The organism is Streptomyces sirii (assembly GCF_045690365.1).
GTDB classification, from domain to species: domain Bacteria; phylum Actinomycetota; class Actinomycetes; order Streptomycetales; family Streptomycetaceae; genus Streptomyces; species Streptomyces sirii.
On record NZ_CP147982.1, the window covers coordinates 5,555,960 to 5,578,870 of the forward strand.

Here is a 22,911-nt window from a genome sequence, read left to right on the forward strand (position 1 = left end):
GGCCCTCTCGTGCCCCGCCGGCCCCTCGTCCCCTACGGGCCCTGGAAACGCCCCGTCCGCGCCGTGCGTAAGCCCTCCGCGAGCACCCCGCCGTACGGCCCGAAGCCGCGGCCGGTGGCCAGCACCACCACCGACGTCATCGCCGCCAGTCCGTAGGCCGTGGTCGCCATGGACAGCGCCCCCTCGGTGGTCTCGAAGGACCGGTTGAAGAAGTCGGTCACGGTCAGCCAGACCACCGTCCGTACCGTCAGATACAGCTCGACCGCCGCGAACAGCAGCAGCGCACCGCGCACATCGTGCCGCCCCCGCAGGGCCAGCACGCCGAGGACCAGCAGCGTGATCACCGAGGCGATGGTGGTGAACTCCGTGGACGCCGCCAGGTCCAGCGTGCCCAGGACGGAGCCGTCGACCGCGCCGCGCAGATAGTGCACCACGTCCGTTCCGCTGCTCGTCAGGGCTCGCACGGTCCAGCCGAGCCGGGCCAGGCCCATGAGCAGCAGCAGGACGCCGCAGATGCGCGAGGAGCGCCGCCAGGACGCCCCGAGGTCGGTGGGCCGCCCCTCGACGGCGGGGAGCAGCACCGCCAGCACGACCAGCGCCACCACCAGCCCCAGACCGCGGGTGGCCAGCGCCCAGCCGCCCAGCTCGTCGTGGGCGTACTGGGCGCGGTAGCCGGCGTCGAACAGGCCCACGGCCTCCCGCAGGGAGACGGCGAGCAGCAGCGTCCCGGACAGCAGCGCGGCGGAGCGCGCCACCCGCCGCTGCGCCAGCGCCAGCGCCGCGGTCACCGCGAACACGACCGTGAACGACCACTCGTACGGCCCGAGCACCTGGGACATGGGCGAGGCGCCCGGGTTGAACAGCCCCTCCAGGAAGTCGAAGACGGTGCCGTCCCCCTGGGCGATGCCGTAGGCGATCCAGGCGAGCAGCGTGCCGGCGTAGAGCGCCAGGCACAGTCCGGTCGCGAGGTAGGCGCCGCGGTGCTCGGGGGCGGCCCGGCCGGGGTCGGTGCCCGGTCGGACGTCCACCGTTCCGCCGTCCTGCATTTTCATGGCCGACCCCCGCTCCGCCTCTCGCAGCCGCCGCACCGGCCCGTCCCGTACGGATGCCTCACTGTGTCAAGGACGGTGACGGAGCCGGTGGAGGTTCCACTCCGTGTGTCGGGCGGGGAGATTCGTGTGTTCGGCGCAGCTGGTGCGCCGTTGCGACAACTGCCTCCGTACGAGCAGTGCATCACAGCGCTCCAGGTCAGCGGCAGGGACCGGCCCGCAAGGCCGCCTGCGTGGGGTGCCGCCCCCCTCGGGCGGGCGGCGGTGCGGCAAGATGGAGCCATGGGGATCTTCGGGGGCGAGGGCCGACTGATCGGTGGCCGGTACCGCCTGGGTATACGGCTGGGCCGCGGCGGCATGGGTACGGTCTGGCGGGCCGCCGACGAATTGCTCGGACGTCAAGTCGCGGTCAAAGAGCTGCACTTGGACGAGGAGACGGACGGGCCCGAGGCGCGGGTGCAGCGCGAGCGGGCGATGCGCGAGGCCCGGACCGTCGCCCAGATCAAGCACCCCAACGTGATCGTCGTCCATGACGTCGTCGAGCAGGACGGCCGGCCGTGGATCGTGATGGAGCTGGTGGAGGGCGCGTCGCTGGCCGACCGGCTGCACAGCGGCGGGCCGGTCGCCCCGCGTGAGGCGGCCCGGATCGCGGTGGCGCTGCTGGGTGCGCTGCGCGCCGCGCACACCCGCGGGGTGCTGCACCGCGACATCAAGCCCGCCAACGTCCTGATGGAGTCGGGCACCGGCCGGGTCGTGCTCACCGACTTCGGCATCGCCCAGGTCCCCGGCGTCACCACCCTGACCGACGCGGGTGGCTTCGTCGGCTCGCCCGAGTACACCGCGCCGGAGCGGATGGCCGGGCGCGGCGCCGGCCCCGAGGCCGACCTGTGGTCGCTCGGGGTGCTGCTGTGCGCCGCCCTCAGCGGTCAGTCGCCCTTCCAGCGCGACTCGCTGGGCGGGGTGCTGCACGCCGTCGTGTACGACGAGATCGAACTCCCGGAGTCCGCCCGCTCGTTGCAGACCGTCGTCGGCGGCCTGCTGGAGCGCGATCCGGAGCGCCGGCTGGGCGTGTCCGAGACCGAGCAGCTGCTGCGCGGCTATCTGCAGTCGGGTCGTGTCCCCGGACGGGGAGCGGGCGGGCACGGGGGCTTCGTGCCCGGTCGCGGCCCCGGCGCCATGGCCCCCGGCCCGGTCGCGGCCCCGCCGCCCGGACCGGGCGCGCACACCCCCTCCTACGACGGCCCCGACAGCGGCCTCGCCGGCCAGCACCCGCCCAGCGAGGACCCCCTCGGCCTCGGCACACCGCCCCGCACCTCGCCCGGTGTCGGCCCCGCCCGTACGCCCGCCGGTGCCGGACCGACCGCCGGCCGTACGGGCGGCCGCACCCCGGGCATGCCGATCCGCGACGCGCTCGACGAGCGGGCGCTGGCCGCCGCGGCCCGCCCGCACACCGGACGCACCCGCACCGCGCTGCTCCTCGCGCTCGCGGTGGTGGTGATCGGCGGGGCCGGCGCGGGCATCACGGCCCTGCTGATGAACCAGACCGGCGACGGCGACGACGGCGCCCGGGCCGGCCGCCCCGGCCACTCCCAGCAGGCCTCGCACGACAAGCCCACGAAGAAGCCCGGCACCCCGACGCCCAGCGTCCCGGTCACCGCCGCGCCCTCGCCGGGCGCCACCGAGCAGATCCCCGCCGGATACAGCCTGGTCAGCGACCCGGTCGGCTTCGCGCTCGCCGTCCCGGACGGCTTCACCCGCAGTTACGAGAACGACCGGGTCTACTACTACTCCCAGGGCAAGCGGTTCCGGATCGGCGTCCAGCTCCAGAAGCGGGTGCCGCAGGGGCCGATCGGCGCGATGCGCACCGCGGACGCGCGGGGCCCCGCCGACTACCGCGGCTACCGCGGGGGCCAGGTCACCGAGACCACCCACAACGGCCTCCAGGCCGGGCTGTGGGAGTTCGTCTGGGACGGCAGCGCGGCGGACGGCGGCTCGCGCTACACCTACGACCTCAGCTGGGACGAGGGCGGGAAGATGATCGACGTCTGGATCTCCTCGCCGGTCGCCTCGCGCACGGAGGCCAAACGCCACTTCGACACCGCGATCGACGCGTTCCACCTGACCGGGGCGTAACCGCGGGCAAAACGGCTCGCGGGCGGCGGAAGCGGCGCCGGGGCCTCCCGGTCGTCCCAGACCAGAGCCCTTGTGGCCAGCAAACACTGGCGCGATTGTGGGTACCGCGTGAAAACCTATTACCGCCGGGTACACAAAGTGTCCGGGGAGGAATACGCTCGCCCGCATGACGGACTCGCAGGACACCGGAACAGCAGTCTCCGCCGCCGACGCAGCCCCCGCCGAAGCTCCCACCGCCAGCGGGGGAGGCAACCCGGTCGCGCCGGCCCCGGCCGGCGTCCGCACCGCCGCGGACGTGGTCACCCCCGAGGTCGCCGCCCGGCTCACCCGCGCGGTGGTCGGCAGCGGTAGTACGGCCAACCACACCCCCTTCACCGGGGAGAAGCTGGCCGACCTGCCGGAGTCCACCCCCGAGGACGTCGCCACCGCCTTCGCGCGCGCCCGCGCCGCCCAGGAGCGCTGGGCCAAGGTCCCGGTCAGGCAGCGCGCCGCGGTCCTGCTGCGCTTCCACGACCTGGTGCTGCGCCGTCAGGCCGAGGTGCTCGACCTGATCCAGCTGGAGACCGGCAAGGCGCGGCTGCACGCCCACGAGGAGGTGCAGGCGGTCGCCGTCGCCGCCCGCCACTACGGCCGCAAGGGCCCCGCCTACCTGCGGCCCAAGGGCCACACCGGCGTCGTACCGACCCTCACCAAGGTCACCGAACTCCGCCAGCCGCGGGGTGTCGTCGGGCAGATCGCCCCCTGGAACTACCCCTTCGAACTCTCCGTCGGCGACGCCCTGCCGGCCTTCGTCGCGGGCAACGCCGTGGTGATGAAGCCCGACACGGAGACCGCGTTGACCGCGCTGTGGGCCCGTGAGCAGCTCATCGAGGCCGGGCTGCCGGAGGACGTCTGGCAGGTCGTGATCGGCGAGGGCCCGGTGGTCGGCCCCGCCGTCGTCGAGCACGCCGACTACGTCTCGTTCACCGGCTCGACCCGGACCGGCCGCGAGGTCGCCCAGGGCGCCGCCGCCCGCCTGGTCGGCGTCTCCCTCGAACTCGGCGGCAAGAACGCCATGCTGGTGCTGAAGGACGCCGATGTGGACAAGGCCGCCGCCGGCGCCGTCCGCGGCTGCTTCTCCTCCGCCGGCCAACTGTGCATCTCCATCGAGCGTTTGTACGTCCACGAGTCCCTCGCCGACGACTTCCTGGAGCGCTTCGCCGCCCGCACCAAGGCGATGCGGCTGGGCAACTCCCTCGCCTACGGCGCCGACATGGGCTCGCTGGTCGGCGAGCGCCAGCTGGAGACCGTCACCCGCCATGTCGAGGAGGCCGTCGCCAAGGGCGCGAAGCTGGTCGCCGGCGGCCGCCCCCGCCCCGACATCGGCCCGCTCTTCTACGAGCCGACCATCCTCGACGGCGTCCAGGCCCCGATGGCCATCTGCGAAGAGGAGACCTTCGGCCCGGTCGTCTCGGTCTACCGCTTCAGCGACGAGGACGAGGCGGTGGCGCTCGCCAACGCCACGCCGTACGGCCTCAACTCCAGCGTCTGGTCCAAGGACGGCCGGCGCGGTCGCGCGGTCGCCGCCCGGCTGCGCACCGGCACGGTCAACGTCAACGAGTCCTACGCCGCCGGCTACGGCAGCGTCCAGTCCCCGATGGGCGGCATGGGCGACTCCGGCCTGGGCCGGCGCCACGGGTCCGAGGGCATCCTCAAGTACACCGAGGCCCAGACCGTCGCCCACCAGAGGCTGATGCCGCTGGCGCCGTCCTTCGGGATGACCGACGAGAAGTACGCCCGGTTCATGACCCGCAGCCTGCGCGCGATGAAGGCGCTGCGCCTGAGGTGAACGGCCCGCGGTAGCCCAGCCACCCTCCCCCGCTCTCGGCTCCTGGTCGAGCGGGAGGTACCCCCGATCGACCAGCAGGGAGAGCCAGTGCCCCAGGAGAACTCTGCCCGGAACGAGAGCAAGGCGTCCGAGGCGTCCGACGGCTACGACTACGACGTGCTCGTCGTCGGCTCCGGCTTCGGCGGTTCGGTCTCGGCCCTGCGGCTGACCGAGAAGGGCTACCGCGTCGGCGTCCTGGAGGCCGGCCGCCGCTTCACCCGCGAGACGCTCCCGAAGAACTCCTGGGACCTGAAGAAGTACCTGTGGGCCCCGGCGCTCGGCCTGTACGGCATCCAGCGCATCCACCTCCTGGGCAAGGTGATGGTCCTGGCGGGCGCCGGGGTCGGCGGCGGTTCGCTCAACTACGCCAACACCCTCTACGTCCCGCCGAAGGCGTTCTTCGACGACCCCCAGTGGCAGGGCATCACCGACTGGCAGGCGGAGCTGAAGCCGTACTACGACCAGGCCCGGCGGATGCTCGGCGTGCGGCTCAACCCGACGATGACGCCGTCCGACGTCCACCTGAAGGCCACCGCGCAGGCGATGGGCGTCGGCGACTCCTTCCACATGGCGCCGGTCGGGGTGTTCTTCGGCGACGGCCGGGACGCGACGGGGGAGGCGACGGCCGAGCCCGGCGCGGAGGTCGCCGACCCCTACTTCGGCGGCGCCGGCCCCTCCCGCAGGGCGTGCACCGAGTGCGGCGAGTGCATGACGGGCTGCCGCCACGGCGCGAAGAACACCCTCAACGAGAACTACCTCTACCTCGCCGAGCGGGCCGGGGCCGTCATCCACCCGATGACCTCGGTCGTCGCCGTCACCGAGGACTCCCGCGGCGGCTTCGCCGTCAAGACGCTGCCGACGGACAACAAGAGGAAGGGCACGGCGAAGACGCTCACGGCCCGCCGGGTCGTCCTCGCCGCCGGCACCTACGGCACCCAGACCCTGCTGCACCGCATGAAGGACAGCGGGCTGCTCCCGTACCTCTCCGGTCGGCTCGGCGCGCTCACCCGCACCAACTCCGAGGCCCTGGTGGGCGCGCAGACCGACGACCGCCGCTACCGGCGGCGGCACGGCGCGGCGAAGGCGGACTTCACCAAGGGCGTGGCGATCACCTCGTCGATCCACCCCGACGAGAACACCCACATCGAGCCGGTCCGCTACGGCAAGGGCTCCAACGCGATGGGCGGACTGACGGTCCTCCAGGTGCCCTACCGTCCCACCGGGCGGGTCGCGGGCTGGCTGGGCAACGTGGCCCGCCACCCCCTGCTCGCGCTGCGCTCGCTGTCCAACCGCCGCTGGTCGGAGCGGACCATCATCGGCCTGGTGATGCAGTCCCTGGACAACTCCCTGACGACGTACCGGAAGCCGAAGGGCCCGGGCAAGGGACTGCTCACCGCACGTCAGGGGCACGGCGCCCCGAACCCGAACCAGATACCCGAGGCCACCCGGGCCGCGACGCTGCTGGCCGAGGAGATCAACGGCTTCGCGGGCTCCAACGTCGGAGAGCTGATGGGCACCCCCCTCACCGCGCACTTCCTCGGCGGCTGCCCGATCGGCGACTCGGCGGACTCCGGCGTCATCGACCCCTACCACCGCCTCTACGGCCACCCGGGCATATCCGTCGTCGACGGCGCCGCGGTCTCCGCCAACCTCGGCGTCAATCCCTCCCTGACCATCACCGCGCAGGCCGAACGCGCGATGTCGCTGTGGCCCAACAAGGGCGAGGCGGACCCGCGCCCCGCGCCGGGCCGGGCCTACCAGCGGCTGGCCCCCGTCGAGCCGGTCCGCCCCGCCGTCCCCGCCGGGGCCTTCGGCGCGCTGAACCTGCCGTTCCTGGCCGTGCCCGCGGTGCCGCCGAAGAAGTCCCCGACGTAAGCGCCGCCGCCGACGACGAGGGGCCGCACCCGATCGCCGGGTGCGGCCCCTCGCTTCCGCTACCGCCGCTGCTTACGCGGCCGCGGCGCCGGAGGTCTTGCGACGGCGGACGGTGAAGACCGCGCCCGCGCCGATGGCCATGGCGACCCCGCCCACCAGGGCGATGGTCGGCAGGGCGGAGGAGGAGCCGGTCTCGGCGAGCTTGCCGGTGACCGGGAGGTCCTTCAGGTCGCCCTGCGGGGCGGGCTTGTTGCCCTTGTGCTTGCCCGGCTTGCTCTTGGCCGGCGGCACGCTGCCCGGCTTGCTGCCCGCGACCAGCACGTCGAAGTCGTACTGCGAGACGTCCGAGAAGCCGCAGACGTCGTCCTCGTTGTGGTACGCGCCGATGGTGAACGCGAAGCCGTAGCTGCCCGGGGTCTTGGCGTCGACCTTCAGCCGCAGCTTGGCGTCGGCGTACTCACCGGGCTTGAGGCCCTCGACGGAGGCGAAGTAGCCGTCCTCGTCGGTGATGGACTCCCAGGTGCGCGAGTCCTCGTCGTACCACTGCACGGTCAGCAGCTTGGAGACGTCGTCGATGGTGTCGGTGCTGATGGCGCCCAGTGCGACATACGCGTCGACCGACTTCATCGCCTTGTCGGAGGTGTTGGTGGCGCGGAAGGTGAAGTTCTTCCAGCCGGAGCCGGCCACGACCTTGCTGGGCAGGCCGCGCAGCTCGGTGCTGATCGCGGTCTCCTCCGACTGCGTGGCGCAGGTCGGGTCCTCGTCGGGGTCCTCGGTCGGCTTGGCGGTGGGCTTGGCCGAGGTGGACGGCTCGGGGGAGCCGGTGGGCTTGGTGTCGCCGCTCGGGGTGGCCGGGGCGGTCGGCTCGACCTCGTCGCCGGTGCCGGTCTCGGTACCGGACTCGGTGCCGTCGCCGGTCGTGCTGTCCTCGCTCGGCGGGGTCTCCTCGCCGGCGGCCGGGGTCTCCGGCTGCGTGGTGGAGGCGTCGGGCTGGTCCGAGCCGGGCGTGCCCGGAGTCGGCTCGGCGCTCACGCTGGTCTCGGTGTCGGCACCGGTCGCGAACGCGGCGGGGGCCGCCATCAGGGCGGCGGGGGCTATGACGGCCGTCGCGGCGGCGGCCGTCAGGGCACGGCGAAGCTTCATCGAGAAGACCTCTCGGGGTCCAAAGTGCCCTCGATGGGCACAAGTTGGTAGCGGGCCGTCGCGGTGGGGCGCGGGATGGCCGTGCGATTGCACGTACATGACCGGCCATGGCCAAAAAAGGTTGTTCGCTTGAACGAGATTTTCGCCGTGACGCCGATCACATGTCTCACAGCCGCCTCACAGGAAACGCACAGCCGCCGCACAGGCCGACCCGGCGACGCTCGCGCGCCCTGGCTGCGCCCCTGCCTGCGCCCGCATAGCGAAGGGCCCCGGATACCGTCCGCGAGGGGGGTGCGGACGGCCACGGGGCCCTTGGCTTTCGGTGCCGGCGTCAGGGCAGCGCCGGCACCGACGGGCGGCGCTGGGGGGGGGTAGCGCCGCTGGCTCATATGTGGTGCTTGATGGTGCGCGTCCCGGTGGTCGGACCAATGACGGTGCACAGGTCCGTACTTACCGGGATCGGTAGGTCGTTCGTCAAGCATCGTCCTGGATACGCCTCACCTGGCGCAACCGTTTCGACCGGATGCGGTCGGTCCCGGGCGTCCCCAGGACCGACCACCCCATCGGATGTGACCGGGCTGCTGTCCCCTGCTGACCGGCCACGGCTCCGGAACGAGGTCCCACGACGCGGACCGCGGCAAGCGGTCGGTGTCTCATCGTTCCGGTCTTCCGCCCGTGGGGCGGCGTCTACGCGTAGTCCTGCAGGCCGCGCCTGGCTGGCGTGGCACCGGGAACAACGAAGCCCCGCGGCGGCCGGTCACGCGCCGTACGGGTGAGTCGGCAACCGAACTCAGATCCGGCAGCTGCGCCGGGCGCGCACGCCTGTGCCATGCGCCCGCCCATACCCCACTGGCCCGCCGAAACCTACCGAACACCGAGCAAAACCGGCCACGGGACCGACGGCGCGAACCGGCCACCGGGCGACCGACTCGGGTCACCGGGCGCCGGCCGCCCGGAGCGGGCGCGCCGCGGCTCCGGCGCGCCTCAGATCTGGCCCCGGGACAGCTCCAGCAGGGTCATCGCCAGCGCCGTGCCCGGCTTGCCGAGCTGGTCGCGGTAGTGGGCGAGGATCTCCATCTCGCGAGTGAGGTTCACCCGCCGCCCGCCGGAGGTGATCCGCTCGCGCTGGATGACGGCCGAGACGGCCATGCGCTCCTGCACGAGGCCGATGATCCGGCCGTCGAGGTCGTCGATCCGGCGCCGGGCATCGGTGATGATCCCGTCCGCCTCGGGGGTGCGCGCACCGGTGTCGGTGGCGGCGGGGGCGGTGGCGGCGGTCTGGGGGCTCATGTCCGTGTCTCCTGGGGTGAGTGGCCCCTGAGCCGACAACCGGTCCGGACAGACGCAGACGCCCCGGACCTTGTCGGCCCGGGGCGCCTGGGAAGTTTGCTCGTCAGTGGATCAAGCAGCACGACCATGGCAGCCGGACGGGCCGGTGCCATAGGTAAAGACGAAGGTCAGCTGCTTGGACATGGCGCTCAGTATGAGCCCGTTAGAATCGAAAGTCCAACCCCGCTCCACACCGCCGGAAGGCCGCCGAAGTGCCCACAGCGCCCCCTGCCGCTGCCCCGGACGTCGTCCTCGTAGTCGACTTCGGCGCACAGTACGCCCAGCTCATCGCCCGCCGCGTCCGTGAGGCCCGGGTCTACAGCGAGATCGTGCCGTCCACCATGCCGGTGGCCGAGATGCTCGCCAAGAACCCCAAGGCGATCATCCTCTCCGGCGGGCCGTCCTCGGTCTACGCCGAGGGCGCCCCCTCCCTCGACCGTGCCATCTTCGAGGCCGGTGTCCCGGTCTTCGGTATGTGCTACGGCTTCCAGCTCATGGCCACCACCCTCGGCGGCACCGTCGACAACACCGGCGCCCGCGAGTACGGCCGTACCCCGCTGGCCGTCTCCCGCACCGCCTCCACCCTCTTCGAGGGCACCCCCGCCGAGCAGTCGGTGTGGATGTCGCACGGCGACGCCTGCTCCGGCGCCCCCGAGGGCTTCACGGTCACCGCGTCCACGGACGTGGTGCCGGTCGCCGCCTTCGAGAACGACGAGAAGCGGCTCTACGGCGTCCAGTACCACCCCGAGGTCCTGCACTCCACGCACGGCCAGCAGGTCCTGGAGCACTTCCTCTACCGCGGCGCGGGCATCGAGCCGAACTGGACCACCCACAGCGTGGTCGAGGAGCAGGTCGCCGCGATCCGCGCGCAGGTCGGCACCAAGCGCGCGATCTGCGGGCTGTCCGGCGGCGTGGACTCCGCGGTCGCCGCCGCCCTCGTCCAGAAGGCCATCGGCGACCAGCTGACCTGCGTCTACGTCGACCACGGCCTGATGCGCAAGGGCGAGTCCGAGCAGGTCGAGAAGGACTTCGTGGCCGCCACCGGCGTCCAGCTGAAGGTCGTCGAGGCCGAGGAGCGCTTCCTGAACGCGCTGGCCGGGGTCAGCGACCCCGAGCAGAAGCGGAAGATCATCGGCCGGGAGTTCATCCGGGTCTTCGAGCAGGCCCAGGCCGAGCTGGTCGCCGAGGCCGGCGCCGAGGGCGAGGAAGTCGCCTTCCTGGTCCAGGGCACGCTCTACCCGGACATCGTCGAGTCCGGCGGCGGCACGGGCACCGCCAACATCAAGTCCCACCACAACGTCGGCGGGCTCCCCGACGACATCGAGTTCGAGCTCGTCGAGCCGCTGCGCCAGCTGTTCAAGGACGAGGTCCGGATGGTCGGCACCGAGCTCGGCCTGCCCGACGAGATCGTCCACCGCCAGCCGTTCCCCGGCCCCGGCCTGGGCATCCGCATCGTCGGCGAGGTCACCCGGGACCGCCTGGACCTGCTGCGCGAGGCCGACGCCATCGCCCGCGAGGAGCTGACCGCGGCCGGCCTGGACCGCGAGATCTGGCAGTGCCCGGTGGTCCTGCTCGCCGACGTCCGCTCGGTCGGCGTCCAGGGAGACGGGCGCACGTACGGCCACCCGATCGTGCTGCGCCCGGTCTCCTCCGAGGACGCCATGACCGCGGACTGGACGCGGATGCCGTACGAGGTTCTGGCCCGTATCTCCACCCGCATCACCAACGAGGTCCCGGACGTCAACCGCGTGGTGCTGGACGTGACCAGCAAGCCGCCGGGCACCATCGAGTGGGAGTGATCTCCCCTCCGACCTCAGGGTGATCCACCGCCGATCTCCCGCCGGGGTCGTCGACCACGCCGTCGCTCGTTCGTCCGAGCGGCGGCGTCGTCGTTTCCACGGGTACGTCGTGCCGTCCCGCCCGGTCGCGCCCCGTAGGGCCGCCGCCTCAGTCCCGTACGGCCGCGGCCAGCCGCTCCAGCGTCCTGGCCATCGCCGGGCCCATCCGCCGCGGGTAGCCGGGAAGCTCGACGACGAGGCGGGGGAAGCGGGCGCGCGACCAGTCGTAGGTGTGGGTGACCCGGGTGGCGGCCCCGGCCGCGGCATCCTCCAGGGGTGTCAGCTCGTAGCGCCAGCGCTGCCCGCCGACCAGCCGGCGGCCGCGGAGCTCGCCCGAGGTCTCCCAGGCGATCAGCCGGTCCTCGTCGTACTCCACCACGGCGTTCACCGACCGGTACGCGATCCGCCCCTGCGCCATCCCCATGCTGAACCGGTCCCCGGGACCCAGCGGCGAGGGGCCCTGGGGCCGGCCGCGCAGCATGCCGGAGCCGTCCAGCTCGGCGTGGCGTGCCGGGTCCCTGAGGACGGCGAAGATCCGCTGCGGTGTGGCATGGATGTCCTGGCTGACCGATATCGCCCTCATGGCGCGCCCCTCTGGTGCCGTTCCCGGTGCTTGCTGCTGCCGTACGTGCTGCCCACATGATGCCGCCGGCCGCCGACCGGGCCTGTCGCGGCCCTGGTTACCTGCGGTACCGGAGGGTAGCTTCCGCATCGCGCACCAAGAGCCGTACGTGCCAGGAGGAGAACCGCGATGCCCGAGCCCACCCCCATACCCACCGACCAGCTGCACTTCGCCATGCCGCCGACGCACGGGACCGTCGAGGACGAACGGCGCCACCGCAAGGAGCGCCTGGTGGCGGCGCTGCGGCTCTTCGGGCGCTTCGGCTTCGAGGAGGGTGTCGCGGGTCATATCACCGCGCGCGACCCGGAGTTCACCGACTGCTTCTGGGTCAACCCGTTCGGGATGTCGTTCAAGCTCATCACGGTCGGCGACCTGCTGCTGGTGAACGCGGAGGGCAAGGTCGTCGAGGGCCGCCACCACGTCAACCAGGCCGCGTTCGCGATCCATTCACAGGTCCACCAGGCCCGTCCCGACGTGATCGCCGCGGCCCACAGCCACTCCACGTACGGCAGGGCGCTCTCCGCCCTCGGTGAGTTGCTGGAGCCGATCACCCAGGACGTCTGCGCCTTCTACGAGGACCACGCGCTCTTCGACGACTACACGGGCGTGGTGGTCGACGAGGAGGAGGGCCGCCGGATCGCGAGCGCCCTCGGGCCGCACAAGGCCGTGATCCTGCGCAACCACGGGCTGCTGACGGTCGGCGACTCGGTGGACGCGGCGGCGTGGTGGTTCATCACCATGGAGCGCTCGTGCCAGGTCCAGCTGACCGCGAAGGCCGCCGGCAAGCCGGTCCTGATCGACCACCACAACGCCGTCCACACCCGTGAGCAGCTGGGCAACGACCTGGTGGCCTGGATCAACTACCAGCCGCTCTACCAGCAGATCGTGCGCAGCGAACCGGACCTCTTCGGCTGAACCGGATCTCTTCGACCAGCGAGAGACGCCCCCTGGGGCCCTTCCCGCACGCCGGTGCCCCGCGGGACGGGTGGATCTCCCGCGGGGCACTCGGCGACGGGGAGCGGTCAGAGCCGGGGGAACAGGTCCAGGAACGGATCGGCGCTCGCGGAGATGCCCCGGCTGAACGGCGAGTCGAAGTCCCATACGAGGAACAGCAGGAAGGCGATCAGCGCGCTGAAGAGCGCCGCCATCAGCAACTCCCGCCCCGAGCGCCGGATCTGGAGGGTGAACATCACCCCGATGGAGATGGCGCCGCCGCTCACCAGGCCGAACCACACCACGCCGGGCAGTGTGGAGTCGGCCGCGTCCGCACGGGCCGAACGCGCCCCGTCGGCCACCGCGACCTGGTCGACGAGCGGCTGGTAGGACTGCCCTTCGAAGTCGTCGGCCGGGTGGTAGTCGGTGACATCGGCCCGCACCTTGGCCAGCAGCTCGGTGCCGCGCCGGGTCAGCTGCCCCTGCTCGGACATCACCGGCCACTCCTTGTGCACGACGTGGGACACATAGGCGTCGACGTCCGAGCGGATCCGGTCCCGCACCGGCGCGGGGTAGGCCCGGGCCCGCGCGCCGACCTCGTGCAGGGCCTGCGCCTCGGCCCGTACGGTGTCCTCGGCCGCGCTCCGGGCCTCCCAGACTCCGGCGATGGCCAGGCCCAGCACGATCGCGTACACCACCCCCACCATCATCGTCAGGTACTCGATCACATCGGGGGTTTCGGTCGGATCGTCGTCCTCGGCGATCCGGCGCTCCTTGAGGACGGTGATGATCAGTACGACACCGCAGACCGCGGCCATGGCGATGCCCAGCACCAGCCATTGCGACATGGGGACTCCTACGAGGAACGGCGCCCGGCGGAACCGGACGAGGAGCTCGAACGGGGACGGAGAGCGGCGCCGGCCAGCACGGCCGGGGCGGTGACCAGCAGGGTCGTGGTCACGATGGAGCGGCCCTCGCGCGGCGGGCGGGACGCCCGCGCATAGCTGCGCGGCAGTGCGGACGGTGCCGGAACGCGAAGGAGCTTGGGCGCGGGCGGCGGAGTGGGGCGGGCGCGGGGCGGGGACGGTGGTGGCGGGGGCGGCGACGGTGTCGGCCGCGGTGGCGGTGCGGGCGGCGGTGGCGCCGGTCTGGGGGAGTTCTGGCGGGGCTTGGGCTTGGGCTTGGGCTTGGGTGTGGGCGTCGGCGTGGGTTTGGGCGGGTGGGTCGCCTTGGTGCACGGGAAGTGCCAGCCGTGCGGCATGGGAAAGCCGGTCGGTACGTCCACGGGTGGCGTGGTCCCGGCGAAGGCGCAGTTGTCGCCGGTGGGCGTCCGGGCCCGCCGGTCATGGGCGGTCGCCGGTGGTGCGGCCGCGAAGAGCGCGGTGAGCCCGGTCAGGAGGAGGAACGAGAGGAGGGCGAGGAAGGCGCAGCAGGCGACGCGGGGAGTGGCGGCCGGGAACCCGGCCCTGCGGCGGGTGGTGCCGCCGGGTCGGCCTCGTCCGCGGCGCCGTCCGGCGCGGCGGTGCTGTCCCTGGTGCGGTCCCTGGGGTCCGTGTATTTGGCACACGGCGAGAGCTTGCGCAGGGCGCGGGCGGCTCAGCCGTCGCCGTGCTCCGGTTCGCCCGAATAGGGGAAGCACCGGGTTTGTGCGGTCGGCTGCCGCTCAGGTGTACGGATACCTCGCCGGACGTCAACGTGCCGATGCCTCCCGCCCCCGCCCCCAGCTGGACGTTTGGCGTCCACCCCGGTCGCATGAGGCACAATTCCCCTTCACATGCGGCAAGTTGGTGGCGAGTGGTGGCGGGGCGGTAGCGGACGTGTCGGTTGAGGCGGCGGGCAGGACGGCCGGAGCGGGCGGGCCGGAGGGTGGCGCGGGCGCGGAGCGCGCCGACGGCGGTGAGTGCGGCTGCGGGCGGTGCCCGCACGGCGCCCGTGAGGGGCATCAGCGGGCGGTCGCCGCGTTCGTCGCGCTGCGCGAGGATTTCGCCGCCGGGCGCGGCGTGCCGTCCGGGCTCGCGCGCTCCGCCGGTGCGGCCCGACAGTGGGTCTCCGACGAACTGACCCTCTCGGCGAGGGATTTGGCCAGGCGCGGCGCCGCCGAGGGGCTCAGCTGGCTGGCCGCCGTGCGGTGGCGGACCCTGCTGGCGGTCTGGAGCGCGGTGGTGGCCCTGCTGCTCGGGCAGGCGCTGACCGCCATCGGCGGCAGCTGGACGGCGGGCCGTACGGCGGGGCTGCTCGCGGCCGCCGTCCTGGCGCTGGGGCTGACGCTGGCGGCCCTCCTGCACCGTGCGCACGGCGGGGCGCTGGCACCGCTCATCGGCGAGGACGGCCGGCTGTCGACCTCGCGGACGGTCGCGGCGGGGTGGGCGGGCGTGGTGCTGTACGCCGTGCTGATGGCGGCCGTACGCCTGGCCACCGCGGCCCCGGATGGGCGGCGCCACCTCCTCCGGGGCCTGGCACTGGAGCGCTCCGGCGCGCTGCTGGCGGCGCTGGCCCTCGGGTGCGGGGTGGCCGTGCTGGCATACGGTGTGGTCGCCGCGCGGGTGCGGTCGGGGCGGCTGCAGAAGATCCCCGCGGAGCGGCCGCGCGCCGGTGATCTGCTGACCGACGACGCGGGCCGGGGCAGCTTCCTGGACGTGCAGTACGTCCTGGTCAACGCGGCGGTGGCGGTACTCGCCCTGGTGCGGCTGGCCGACCGGCCCGGGCAACTGCCGCGGGTGCCCTGGGCCCTGGTGCTCCTCGTGGCCCTCTCCGGGGCGACGTACCTCATGGGGAAGCTGGTGGCGGGCGGCCGTCCGGTGATCCTCTCCATCGTCCGCTCCCGTGAACTCGGCGACCTCGCGGCGCCCGTCCGCACCGGCGACGACATCGAGATCCGCGGCGCCGGCTTCGTCCCCCCGGGGGCCACGACGCCCGACCGACTCGCCCGCACCGTCGTGCGGATCGGCGGGGTCCATGTCCCGGTCCCGCTGGTGCCGGTGCCCGGAGGTTTCGCCAACCCGACGGACGGGGTCCTGACGGTCCCGGTACCGGTCGATGTGGAACCGGGCCGGGTGCAGGTCCGGGTCATCACGGCCGCGGGAGTGGAGTCGAACGGCTTTCCGCTCGACGTCCTGGACTAGGGTCTGTCCGATGGGTCATGGCCGGGCCTAGGGGCGGCTGCGGGCGGGTGGGTCGTACGGGTGCCGTGCGTGGCGATTGTGTGTGCGTCCGTCGCCCGAAGTGCATCGGTTGGTTGAACCTCTTGCGGTCGTCCGTACGTATCTCCCCCTGAGGCGCGGGCGCGGGCACAATCGTCTGCTCCCGGAGGCAACGGAGAGGCGGACGTCATGGTGCATGCACATCGCACGGTCGGTGCCGACTTGGCAGGAGCGGGCGTCGAAGGGGTCGGCGCCGGGCTGCGCGGACGGCTGGCGCGTCATGCGCTGCTGCCGCTGCGCGTCTTCCTGGGCGTCACCTTCCTCTACGCGGGGATCGACAAGCTCATGGACCCGGCGTTCCTGGCGGCCGGGGGCCAGGGGTCGCTCGGCGCGCTGCTGGACCAGGTCCACGACACGGCGGCGCTGCCGCAGCTGGTCGAGCTGGCGCAGAAGAGCCCCGTGGGCTTCGGCTACGCCATCGCCGCCGGCGAACTGGCGGTGGGCCTGGGCGCGCTCGCGGGAATGCTGGGGCGGCTGGCGGCGTTCGGCGGCGCGCTGATCTCCCTGACGCTCTGGCTCACCGTGAGCTGGTCGACCACCCCGTACTACTACGGCAACGACCTCGCCTATCTGATGGCCTGGCTCCCCCTCCTGCTGGCAGGCACCCCGAGGTTCTCCCTGGACGCGGCGTGGGAGAACCGCCGCAAGCGACACGGGGCGCAGCTGTTCGGCTAGGGGGTGTCATCTCGGTCTCCGTGGGCCTGCGGTGCCAGGCGCCGCGGGCCCACGGAGACCGGGCCCCCTGGGGCGTCGCCTCGGCCCCGCCCTGCGGGCGGACGACGGGACTCTGCGGGCGTCCTATGGCGTGTCCGCCCCGTCGGCGGGGCGGGTGCGGCGGCGGAGCGTCGTCCAGAGGGCGGCGGTGATGCCGGAGAGCAGCAGGCCCGCGGGGAGGGCGAGGAAGAGCCAGGGGCCGGGCGCTCGCCCTATGCCGAGGGCGTCGAGGCCGTAGGCGGTGCCGAGGGTGAGGGCGGTGAGGCCGGAGATCAGGCGGCCCGGTTCGAAGGGGTGGCGCATCATCAGGGGGCTCCCTGGCGGGTGGGGGCGGTCGGCTCTTCGGGGGCGGTCGGCCCGGTCGGCCCGGTCGGGCCGGTCGGCTTCGCGGGGGCCGGGGCGGCGTGCTGGACGGCGACCTGGCCGGCTCCGAGGTCGAGGTCGAGGTCGAGGGTGCCGCGCGGCTTCTCGCCCTTCTTGAGGCCTTCGGGGGGCAGGGTGACGGTCCGCTCCCGGCCGCCCGCGGAGATGTCCACGTCGTGGGGCGAGTCGCCGGGCAGCTGGATGTCGCCGAGGCCGAGCGAGATATGGAGACGGGTCGCCACGCCCTGCGGCAGTGTCACCTGGAGGCGGCCGGCGCCCACTTCCACGCTGGTGCGGACCGTACGGCCGTCCTTGAGGGGCAGCTCGGTCAGGTCCAGCTCGCCCTCGCCGGAGCCGAGTTCGTAGTGCGGGCGGACGTCGGCGAGGGAGGTGGGGGTCCAGGTGCGGCGGTGCCAGTCGGCGGTGATGTTGTCGGGCAGCGCCGTCGCGCCCGCCAGCAGTACGGCCGTCACGACCATCAGGAACACCGTGCCGCCGCCCGTGCGGCCGAGCCAGGCGCTGAGGACGAGCCCCAGGCCGAAGACGACCAGTGCGGCGGCCAGTCCCGCCTGGAGGGACGGTGCGAGGGTCTCGTGCCGGGAGACGGACAGGGCGGTGAAGGCCCCGGCGCACAGCGCGAGGAGGAACGTCCAGCCGCCGATCGGGCGGCCGTCGCGGCGGCGCGGGGGGCCGACGGGGTGGGCGCCGTGCGGCGGCACGGCCGGGCCGGGCGGGCGGCCCGCACCCGACCAGGCGCCCTGCGGGTGCGGGGCGGTGGGCGCGGCGGCGCCGTGCTCGCCTCGATAGCTGATGTCGAGGGGGAGCGGGGTGTGTTCGGGGCCCCACAGATAGCCCTGGCCGGCCGTGTCCTTGGCGTGCGGGGCGCGCCACCACGAGGGGCCGGCCGGCGCGGGGGGCGCGGTGGTCTCCGGCGGGGCGTCGGCGACCGCCTGGGCCGTGGCGGCGTCCATCGACTCCGGGCCCTGGGCCTGCGCCTGGCGGCGCCGCCGCGACCAGTAGGCGGAGCCGGCCACCGCCAGCGTCAGCATGATGGCGAAGGACATCATGCTGCCCTTGGCAAGGGTCGTCAGAAACAGTCCGCAGCCGACCAGTGCGAAGAGCAGGGCCGTCAGCGCCGAGCCCTCGACACGGCCGGAGAGCAGCCGGCGGCCCTCGTTCTCGTCCTCGCCGTCGAGGGGGATGAGCAGCCAGGCGAAGCCGTAGGCGATCAGGCCGAGGCCGCCGACGGCGAGCACGGCGAGCACGATCCGGAAGATCACCGGGTCGAGATCCCACTCCCGTCCCAGCCCGCCGCACACGCCTCCGATGACCTTGTGCCGCCGGCTGCGGCGCAGCGGGGCGGCCGGCGGGGTGGGGTCGGCGGGGCCGGAGGGCGCCGGCTCCGCGGCAGGGGCTGCTTCGTTCATGGAGCCATGGTGACAAGACCGCCGCGACTGCGGCATCCGTGGAAACCCTGGCGGATCCCTGAGATCCGCCGCGGGCGCCCCCGACATGCCCCAGGGGGGTCCCGAAACCCCTCGCGGGTTCGCATATGCCACGGGAGTCCGGCCCCGGACGGAAGACAGGTGCGGACGCGCGGTGGCCGGAGGGCTGTTCGCCGACGTCGGAGACTATCGTTGCGCCCTGGATACGTACGGGTTTCCGGAGGGGCGTGCGGTGGCGGAGGCTGCGTCGGTGGACGAGGGGCGACTGGTCGCCGGGCGGTATCGCCTGGTCGAACGGATAGGCCAAGGCGGTATGGGCACCGTCTGGCGTGCCCGGGACGAAGTCCTCGGGCGCCAGGTCGCGGTCAAGCGTCTGCACGTCTCGCCGCAGTTGGAGCCCGACGAACTGGCGACCCGCCATGAACGCACCACCCGGGAGGCGCAGGCCGCGGCCCGCATCAACCACCCCAACGTGGTGGGGGTGCACGACGTCGTGGACGACGCCGGCTCGCCCTGCATCGTCATGGAGTACGTCCCCTCCACCACGCTCGGCGACGCCATCAAGGAGGCGGCCCGGGACGGGGGTTCGGTCACCCCGCGCGAGGCCGCCCGGATCGGCCGCGGCATGATCGCGGCGCTGCGTGCCGCACACTCCGCCGGTGTGCTGCACCGCGACGTCAAGCCCGGCAACGTGCTGCTCGGACAGGACGGCCGGGTCGTGCTCACCGACTTCGGCATCGCGGTCGCCACCGGCACCTCCACGCTCACCAAGACCGGCGAGCTGGTCGGCTCCATCGACTACTTGGCGCCGGAGCGGGTCAAGGGCGGCACACCGGGCCCCGCCTCGGACCTGTGGGCCCTGGGAGCGACGCTCTATCAGGCGGTGGAGGGACGGCCCCCGTTCCGGAAGAACACCGCGGTCGAGACGGCGTACGCGATCGCCATGGACCCGTTCGACCCGCCGCGCAACGGCGGTTCGCTGACCCCGCTGATCGAGGCGCTGCTCGCCAAGGAGCCGACGGACCGTCCGACGGCCGAGGTCGTCGAGCAGGCGCTGCGGGCCGCCGAGGGCGATGCGGAGACGGCCCTGATGGGCTGGCCGACGCTCGCCCTGGGGACGGTCGGCCGCGACGACGCGAAGCGGGCCGTGACGGACCCGCGGACCGAGGCACCGACACGTCCGGTGCGGCCCACCGGCGGTGCCGCCTCTGCGGGCGGCGGCGCCGGGGCCCGTACGGCCGCGGGGCAGGGCGCGGAGGCCGGCGGTGACGTGACCGGGCGGGTGGCCGTCCCGGACGGCGACATCGACGGGCGGTCCGACGACGGCCGTACGGAGGCGCTGTCCGGCGGCGCGGCACCCCGGAAGCGGCGCGGCGCCCGCGTCGTCGCCTGGAGCGTCGTCGGCGTACTGGCGCTCGGCGGTGGCGCGAGCACGGCCTGGTACCTGATGCACGGTGACGACTCCGCCACGTCACAGGAAGCGAGCGGCAAGGAAGGGGGCGACAAGGGCACGCCGGTGCTGCCGAGCGTCCCGGACAAGAGCATCGGACCGCCGCCGCCCCTGCCCGACGGCTACCGTCAGGTCACCGAGTCCGGGCTCGGCGTCAGCTTCCCGGTGCCCGGCGACTGGAAGCGGGAGGTCAAGGACGGCGGCCGGCAGATCGTCTACGCCTCCGTGGTCGAGCGCGCCCAGCTCACCCTCAGCGTCCTGGACTTCTCCTCGGCGGATCAGGTGCAGCACTTCAAGGAGGTCGAGGCCGCCGTCAAGCGGCAGTACTCCGTGTACTCGCGGCTGCGGATGCAGGGCACCAACTTCCAGGGGGATCCCGCCGCGATCTGGGAGTTCACCTTCGGGGGCCGGGCCCGCATGTACCGCGGCATCGACCTCGGCTTCGGCCGCGAGGGCGGCAAGGAGTACGCGATCTACGTGTCCGCGCCGGACGCCGACTGGGCGAAGTACGAAAGGGTCTTCTCGGCCGTGAAGGACGGTTTCCGCAGGAGCGACCCGCTGAGCTGACCCGCCCCCGAACCAGCCCCCTGAAACGTCAGGGGCGGGTTCAGGGTCGCCCCTGATGCCGCGGGCCCCCGCGGCGTGTGACGATCGGGCACATGACCACCGCACCACCCCGCGCCGAGACCGGCTACGGCCCGGCTCCGGACCCCGACGACCCACCCGTGCGCAAGCTCTACCGCAGCGCCGACGGGCGGCTGCTCGGCGGTGTCGCGCGCGGTCTGGCGGGGCATCTCGGGCTGCCGGTCTCCTGGGTGCGGGTCGTGTTCGTGGCGCTGTTCATGGCCGAGGGCATGGGCGCCCTGCTCTACGCCGCGTTCTGGTTCTTCGTCCCGCTGGGCGTCGGAGGTGTGGAGCACCGCCCGCACGCCCCGGGCGACGAGAGGCGGCGGCTGCTGCGGCACAAGCCCGACAAGGGCCAGGTCTTCGCGCTGATCGCGCTGCTGATCGGCGCCACCGTCATCGCCTCCAGATTCCAGCTCGGCCAGGCCAACGGCTATCTGTGGCCGGTGCTGCTGATCGGCGCCGGTGTCGCCCTGGTGTGGCGCCAGGCGGACAACGCCCGCCGCGCCCAGTGGCTGGAGCTCGGCCGCCGCAAGGCCCTGCTGCCGGTGCTGCGCGGCGCGGCCGGGGTGCTGCTGGTCGGCGTCGGGGTGACGGGCATCGTCGTGCTGCAGGGCTCGGTGCGGCATCTGGGCTCGGTGCTGCAGGCCGCGCTCGCCGTCGTCGTCGGCATCGCGCTGCTGGCGGGCCCCTATCTCGTACGGATGATGCAGGAGCTCTCCGAAGAGCGGCTGATGCGGATCCGCGCCCAGGAGCGCGCCGAGGTGGCCGCCCATGTCCACGACTCCGTCCTGCACACCCTCACCCTGATCCAGCGCAACGCCGACGACCCCAGGGAGGTGGCGCGCCTGGCTCGAGCCCAGGAGCGCGAACTGCGCGCCTGGCTCTACAAACCCGAGGGCCGCGGCAAGGAGGAGGACGAGGAGCCGGCCACTCTGGCGGAGGCGGTCCGCAAGGCCGCCGCCGAGGTGGAGGACCACCACGGCGTCCCCATCGAGGTCGTGGTCGTCGGCGACTGCCCGCTGGACGACCCGCTGGACGCCCAGATGCAGGCCGCACGCGAGGCGATGGTCAACGCCGCCAAGTACGGGGGCGAGGGCGGCGCGGTGCAGGTCTTCGCCGAGGTCGAGGGCCGTACGGTCTTCGTCTCGGTGCGCGACCGCGGCCCCGGCTTCGACCTGGACGCGGTTCCCGCCGACCGCATGGGTGTGCGGGAGTCCATCATCGGACGGATGGAGCGCAACGGCGGCACGGCCCGGCTGCGCGCCGCCCCCGAAGGCGGCACGGTCGTCGAGCTGGAGATGGAGCGCGCCGCGTCGGAGCGTGAGGGATGACGGGGCCGAGCGGGCCGCGCCCGGGGCCGAGCGAGCCGCGGCCGGTGGCGGCGGCGCCGGACGGGGCGCGGGATGATGACGGGGCAGACACCAACGGACGGGCGGAAGACATGAGCAGCGAGGGCGCACAGCAGGGCGGGAGCGGCGACGCGGCGGCCGAGGGCCGGACCGTACGGGTCGTACTCGTCGACGACCACCGGATGTTCCGTACGGGCGTCCAGGCCGAGATCGGCGAGACCGAGCGCACCGGCGTCGAGGTGGTCGGCGAGGCCGCCGACGTCGACCAGGCGATCACGGTCATCACCGCCACCCGCCCCGAGGTCGTCCTCCTGGACGTCCACCTCCCCGGTGGCGGCGGCGTCGAGGTGCTGCGCCGCTGTGCCGCGATGTCGGCCGACGCCGAGCGCCCGGTCCGCTTCCTCGCGCTCTCGGTCTCCGACGCGGCCGAGGACGTCATCGGCGTCATCCGTGGCGGTGCCCGCGGCTATGTCACCAAGACGATCACGGGCACGGACCTGGTCAACGCGATCTTCCGGGTGGCCGACGGCGACGCGGTCTTCTCCCCGCGGCTGGCCGGCTTCGTCCTGGACGCCTTCGCCTCGACCGACGCCCCGCCGATCGACGAGGACCTCGACCGCCTCACCCAGCGCGAGCGCGAGGTCCTGCGGCTGATCGCCCGCGGCTATGCGTACAAGGAGGTGGGCAAGCAGCTGTTCATCTCGGTGAAGACCGTCGAATCGCATGTCTCGGCGGTCCTGCGGAAGCTGCAGTTGTCCAACCGCCATGAGCTGACCCGCTGGGCGGCGGCCCGGCGCCTGGTCTGACGCCCTGACCTGCGCTTCGGCCGGCGGCGGGCGCCAGGCCGCCGGCGCACGCACGGCCAGGGCCGAGGGCGTGCCGCCCGGGGGCGGAAGGGTGCGGGAAGGGGTAAAGAAGGACCTAAGGCGGGCAACCAGGACCACGCGGATCGCCATCTAAGGGCGCGGAGAGGC

The 22,911-nt window shown here is 73.3% G+C and carries 18 protein-coding genes; 10 read left to right on the forward strand and 8 right to left on the reverse strand.

Annotated features, from left to right (window positions below; all coding sequences use genetic code 11):
• Positions 1 to 32: 32 nt before the first annotated feature.
• Entirely contained in the window at positions 33 to 1,052 is a 1,020-nt protein-coding gene (locus WAB15_RS25180; RefSeq protein WP_399148205.1) for a hypothetical protein, read from the reverse strand.
• A gap of 279 nt (positions 1,053 to 1,331) precedes the next feature.
• On the opposite strand from WAB15_RS25180, the gene WAB15_RS25185 reads away from it, so the two are divergent.
• From WAB15_RS25185 to WAB15_RS25195, 3 genes are all read left to right on the forward strand, one after another.
• Positions 1,332 to 3,182 (forward strand): serine/threonine-protein kinase, encoded by a 1,851-nt coding sequence (locus tag WAB15_RS25185; RefSeq protein ID WP_407287633.1) that lies wholly within the window; start codon positions 1,332 to 1,334, stop codon positions 3,180 to 3,182.
• 166 nt (positions 3,183 to 3,348) lie between these two features.
• Positions 3,349 to 5,010, forward strand: coding sequence for a succinic semialdehyde dehydrogenase (locus WAB15_RS25190; RefSeq protein ID WP_407287634.1), 1,662 nt, complete (start codon positions 3,349 to 3,351; stop codon positions 5,008 to 5,010).
• 87 nt (positions 5,011 to 5,097) lie between these two features.
• On the forward strand, positions 5,098 to 6,924 hold the full coding sequence (locus WAB15_RS25195) for a GMC oxidoreductase (protein WP_407287635.1): 1,827 nt from the start codon (positions 5,098 to 5,100) through the stop codon (positions 6,922 to 6,924).
• A 72-nt stretch (positions 6,925 to 6,996) separates the two neighbouring features.
• Here the strand turns inward: WAB15_RS25195 and WAB15_RS25200 are convergent, their stop codons facing one another.
• Both WAB15_RS25200 and WAB15_RS25205 read right to left on the reverse strand, forming a co-directional pair.
• On the reverse strand, positions 6,997 to 8,067 hold the full coding sequence (locus WAB15_RS25200; RefSeq protein WP_407287636.1) for an LAETG motif-containing sortase-dependent surface protein: 1,071 nt from the start codon (positions 8,065 to 8,067) through the stop codon (positions 6,997 to 6,999).
• Positions 8,068 to 9,051: 984 nt separating this feature from the next.
• Positions 9,052 to 9,357, reverse strand: coding sequence for a chorismate mutase (locus WAB15_RS25205; protein ID WP_407287637.1), 306 nt, complete (start codon positions 9,355 to 9,357; stop codon positions 9,052 to 9,054).
• Between the two features lie 251 nt (positions 9,358 to 9,608).
• Between WAB15_RS25205 and guaA the strand changes: the two genes are divergently transcribed.
• Positions 9,609 to 11,195 (forward strand): glutamine-hydrolyzing GMP synthase, encoded by a 1,587-nt coding sequence (gene guaA / locus WAB15_RS25210; RefSeq protein WP_399148211.1) that lies wholly within the window; start codon positions 9,609 to 9,611, stop codon positions 11,193 to 11,195.
• Between the two features lie 148 nt (positions 11,196 to 11,343).
• Here guaA and WAB15_RS25215 read toward each other — a convergent pair whose 3' ends face one another.
• Positions 11,344 to 11,817: an SRPBCC family protein gene (locus tag WAB15_RS25215; RefSeq protein WP_399148212.1), complete on the reverse strand. Its 474-nt coding sequence runs from the start codon at positions 11,815 to 11,817 to the stop codon at positions 11,344 to 11,346.
• 168 nt (positions 11,818 to 11,985) lie between these two features.
• Between WAB15_RS25215 and WAB15_RS25220 the strand changes: the two genes are divergently transcribed.
• Positions 11,986 to 12,771: a class II aldolase/adducin family protein gene (locus WAB15_RS25220; RefSeq protein WP_399148213.1), complete on the forward strand. Its 786-nt coding sequence runs from the start codon at positions 11,986 to 11,988 to the stop codon at positions 12,769 to 12,771.
• Between the two features lie 107 nt (positions 12,772 to 12,878).
• On the opposite strand, the gene WAB15_RS25225 is transcribed toward WAB15_RS25220, so the two are convergent.
• A complete protein-coding gene (locus WAB15_RS25225) occupies positions 12,879 to 13,637 on the reverse strand; it encodes a hypothetical protein (RefSeq protein WP_399148214.1) in 759 nt (252 codons plus the stop codon).
• An 8-nt stretch (positions 13,638 to 13,645) separates the two neighbouring features.
• Entirely contained in the window at positions 13,646 to 14,356 is a 711-nt protein-coding gene (locus WAB15_RS25230) for a hypothetical protein (RefSeq protein ID WP_407287638.1), read from the reverse strand.
• A 250-nt stretch (positions 14,357 to 14,606) separates the two neighbouring features.
• On the opposite strand from WAB15_RS25230, the gene WAB15_RS25235 reads away from it, so the two are divergent.
• Together WAB15_RS25235 and WAB15_RS25240 are read left to right on the forward strand one after the other, a co-directional pair.
• Entirely contained in the window at positions 14,607 to 15,911 is a 1,305-nt protein-coding gene (locus tag WAB15_RS25235) for a hypothetical protein (protein WP_407287639.1), read from the forward strand.
• 207 nt (positions 15,912 to 16,118) lie between these two features.
• Positions 16,119 to 16,664 carry a DoxX family protein gene (locus tag WAB15_RS25240; RefSeq protein WP_399148217.1) on the forward strand — a complete coding sequence of 182 codons (546 nt, stop codon included), beginning with the start codon at positions 16,119 to 16,121 and terminating at the stop codon, positions 16,662 to 16,664.
• Between the two features lie 123 nt (positions 16,665 to 16,787).
• On the opposite strand, the gene WAB15_RS25245 is transcribed toward WAB15_RS25240, so the two are convergent.
• Positions 16,788 to 17,009 carry a hypothetical protein gene (locus WAB15_RS25245; protein ID WP_399148218.1) on the reverse strand — a complete coding sequence of 74 codons (222 nt, stop codon included), beginning with the start codon at positions 17,007 to 17,009 and terminating at the stop codon, positions 16,788 to 16,790.
• Positions 17,009 to 18,493: a PspC domain-containing protein gene (locus WAB15_RS25250; RefSeq protein WP_407287640.1), complete on the reverse strand. Its 1,485-nt coding sequence runs from the start codon at positions 18,491 to 18,493 to the stop codon at positions 17,009 to 17,011. The genes WAB15_RS25245 and WAB15_RS25250 overlap by 1 nt, the downstream gene beginning before the upstream one ends.
• 331 nt (positions 18,494 to 18,824) lie before the next feature.
• Between WAB15_RS25250 and WAB15_RS25255 the strand changes: the two genes are divergently transcribed.
• From WAB15_RS25255 to WAB15_RS25265, 3 genes are all read left to right on the forward strand, one after another.
• Positions 18,825 to 20,528, forward strand: coding sequence for a protein kinase domain-containing protein (locus WAB15_RS25255; protein WP_407289293.1), 1,704 nt, complete (start codon positions 18,825 to 18,827; stop codon positions 20,526 to 20,528).
• Between the two features lie 92 nt (positions 20,529 to 20,620).
• Positions 20,621 to 21,919 carry a PspC domain-containing protein gene (locus WAB15_RS25260; RefSeq protein ID WP_407287641.1) on the forward strand — a complete coding sequence of 433 codons (1,299 nt, stop codon included), beginning with the start codon at positions 20,621 to 20,623 and terminating at the stop codon, positions 21,917 to 21,919.
• Positions 21,920 to 22,029: 110 nt separating this feature from the next.
• Complete coding sequence (locus tag WAB15_RS25265) at positions 22,030 to 22,743, forward strand: LuxR C-terminal-related transcriptional regulator (protein ID WP_399148221.1); 714 nt, start codon at positions 22,030 to 22,032, stop codon at positions 22,741 to 22,743.
• The last annotated feature ends 168 nt before the right edge of the window (positions 22,744 to 22,911 follow it).

Excerpts from the sequence above, each read along its gene's own strand:
- WAB15_RS25180 (WP_399148205.1), bottom strand. The coding sequence starts at position 1,052 with ATGAAAATGCAGGACGGCGGAACGGTGGACGTCCGACCGGGCACCGAC.
- WAB15_RS25185 (WP_407287633.1), top strand. The coding sequence starts at position 1,332 with ATGGGGATCTTCGGGGGCGAGGGCCGACTGATCGGTGGCCGGTACCGC.
- WAB15_RS25190 (WP_407287634.1), top strand. The coding sequence starts at position 3,349 with ATGACGGACTCGCAGGACACCGGAACAGCAGTCTCCGCCGCCGACGCA.
- WAB15_RS25200 (WP_407287636.1), bottom strand. The coding sequence starts at position 8,067 with ATGAAGCTTCGCCGTGCCCTGACGGCCGCCGCCGCGACGGCCGTCATA.
- WAB15_RS25205 (WP_407287637.1), bottom strand. The coding sequence starts at position 9,357 with ATGAGCCCCCAGACCGCCGCCACCGCCCCCGCCGCCACCGACACCGGT.
- WAB15_RS25215 (WP_399148212.1), bottom strand. The coding sequence starts at position 11,817 with ATGAGGGCGATATCGGTCAGCCAGGACATCCATGCCACACCGCAGCGG.
- WAB15_RS25220 (WP_399148213.1), top strand. The coding sequence starts at position 11,986 with ATGCCCGAGCCCACCCCCATACCCACCGACCAGCTGCACTTCGCCATG.
- WAB15_RS25225 (WP_399148214.1), bottom strand. The coding sequence starts at position 13,637 with ATGTCGCAATGGCTGGTGCTGGGCATCGCCATGGCCGCGGTCTGCGGT.
- WAB15_RS25240 (WP_399148217.1), top strand. The coding sequence starts at position 16,119 with ATGGTGCATGCACATCGCACGGTCGGTGCCGACTTGGCAGGAGCGGGC.
- WAB15_RS25245 (WP_399148218.1), bottom strand. The coding sequence starts at position 17,009 with ATGATGCGCCACCCCTTCGAACCGGGCCGCCTGATCTCCGGCCTCACC.
- WAB15_RS25250 (WP_407287640.1), bottom strand. The coding sequence starts at position 18,493 with ATGAACGAAGCAGCCCCTGCCGCGGAGCCGGCGCCCTCCGGCCCCGCC.
- WAB15_RS25255 (WP_407289293.1), top strand. The coding sequence starts at position 18,825 with ATGGGCACCGTCTGGCGTGCCCGGGACGAAGTCCTCGGGCGCCAGGTC.
- WAB15_RS25260 (WP_407287641.1), top strand. The coding sequence starts at position 20,621 with ATGACCACCGCACCACCCCGCGCCGAGACCGGCTACGGCCCGGCTCCG.
- WAB15_RS25265 (WP_399148221.1), top strand. The coding sequence starts at position 22,030 with ATGAGCAGCGAGGGCGCACAGCAGGGCGGGAGCGGCGACGCGGCGGCC.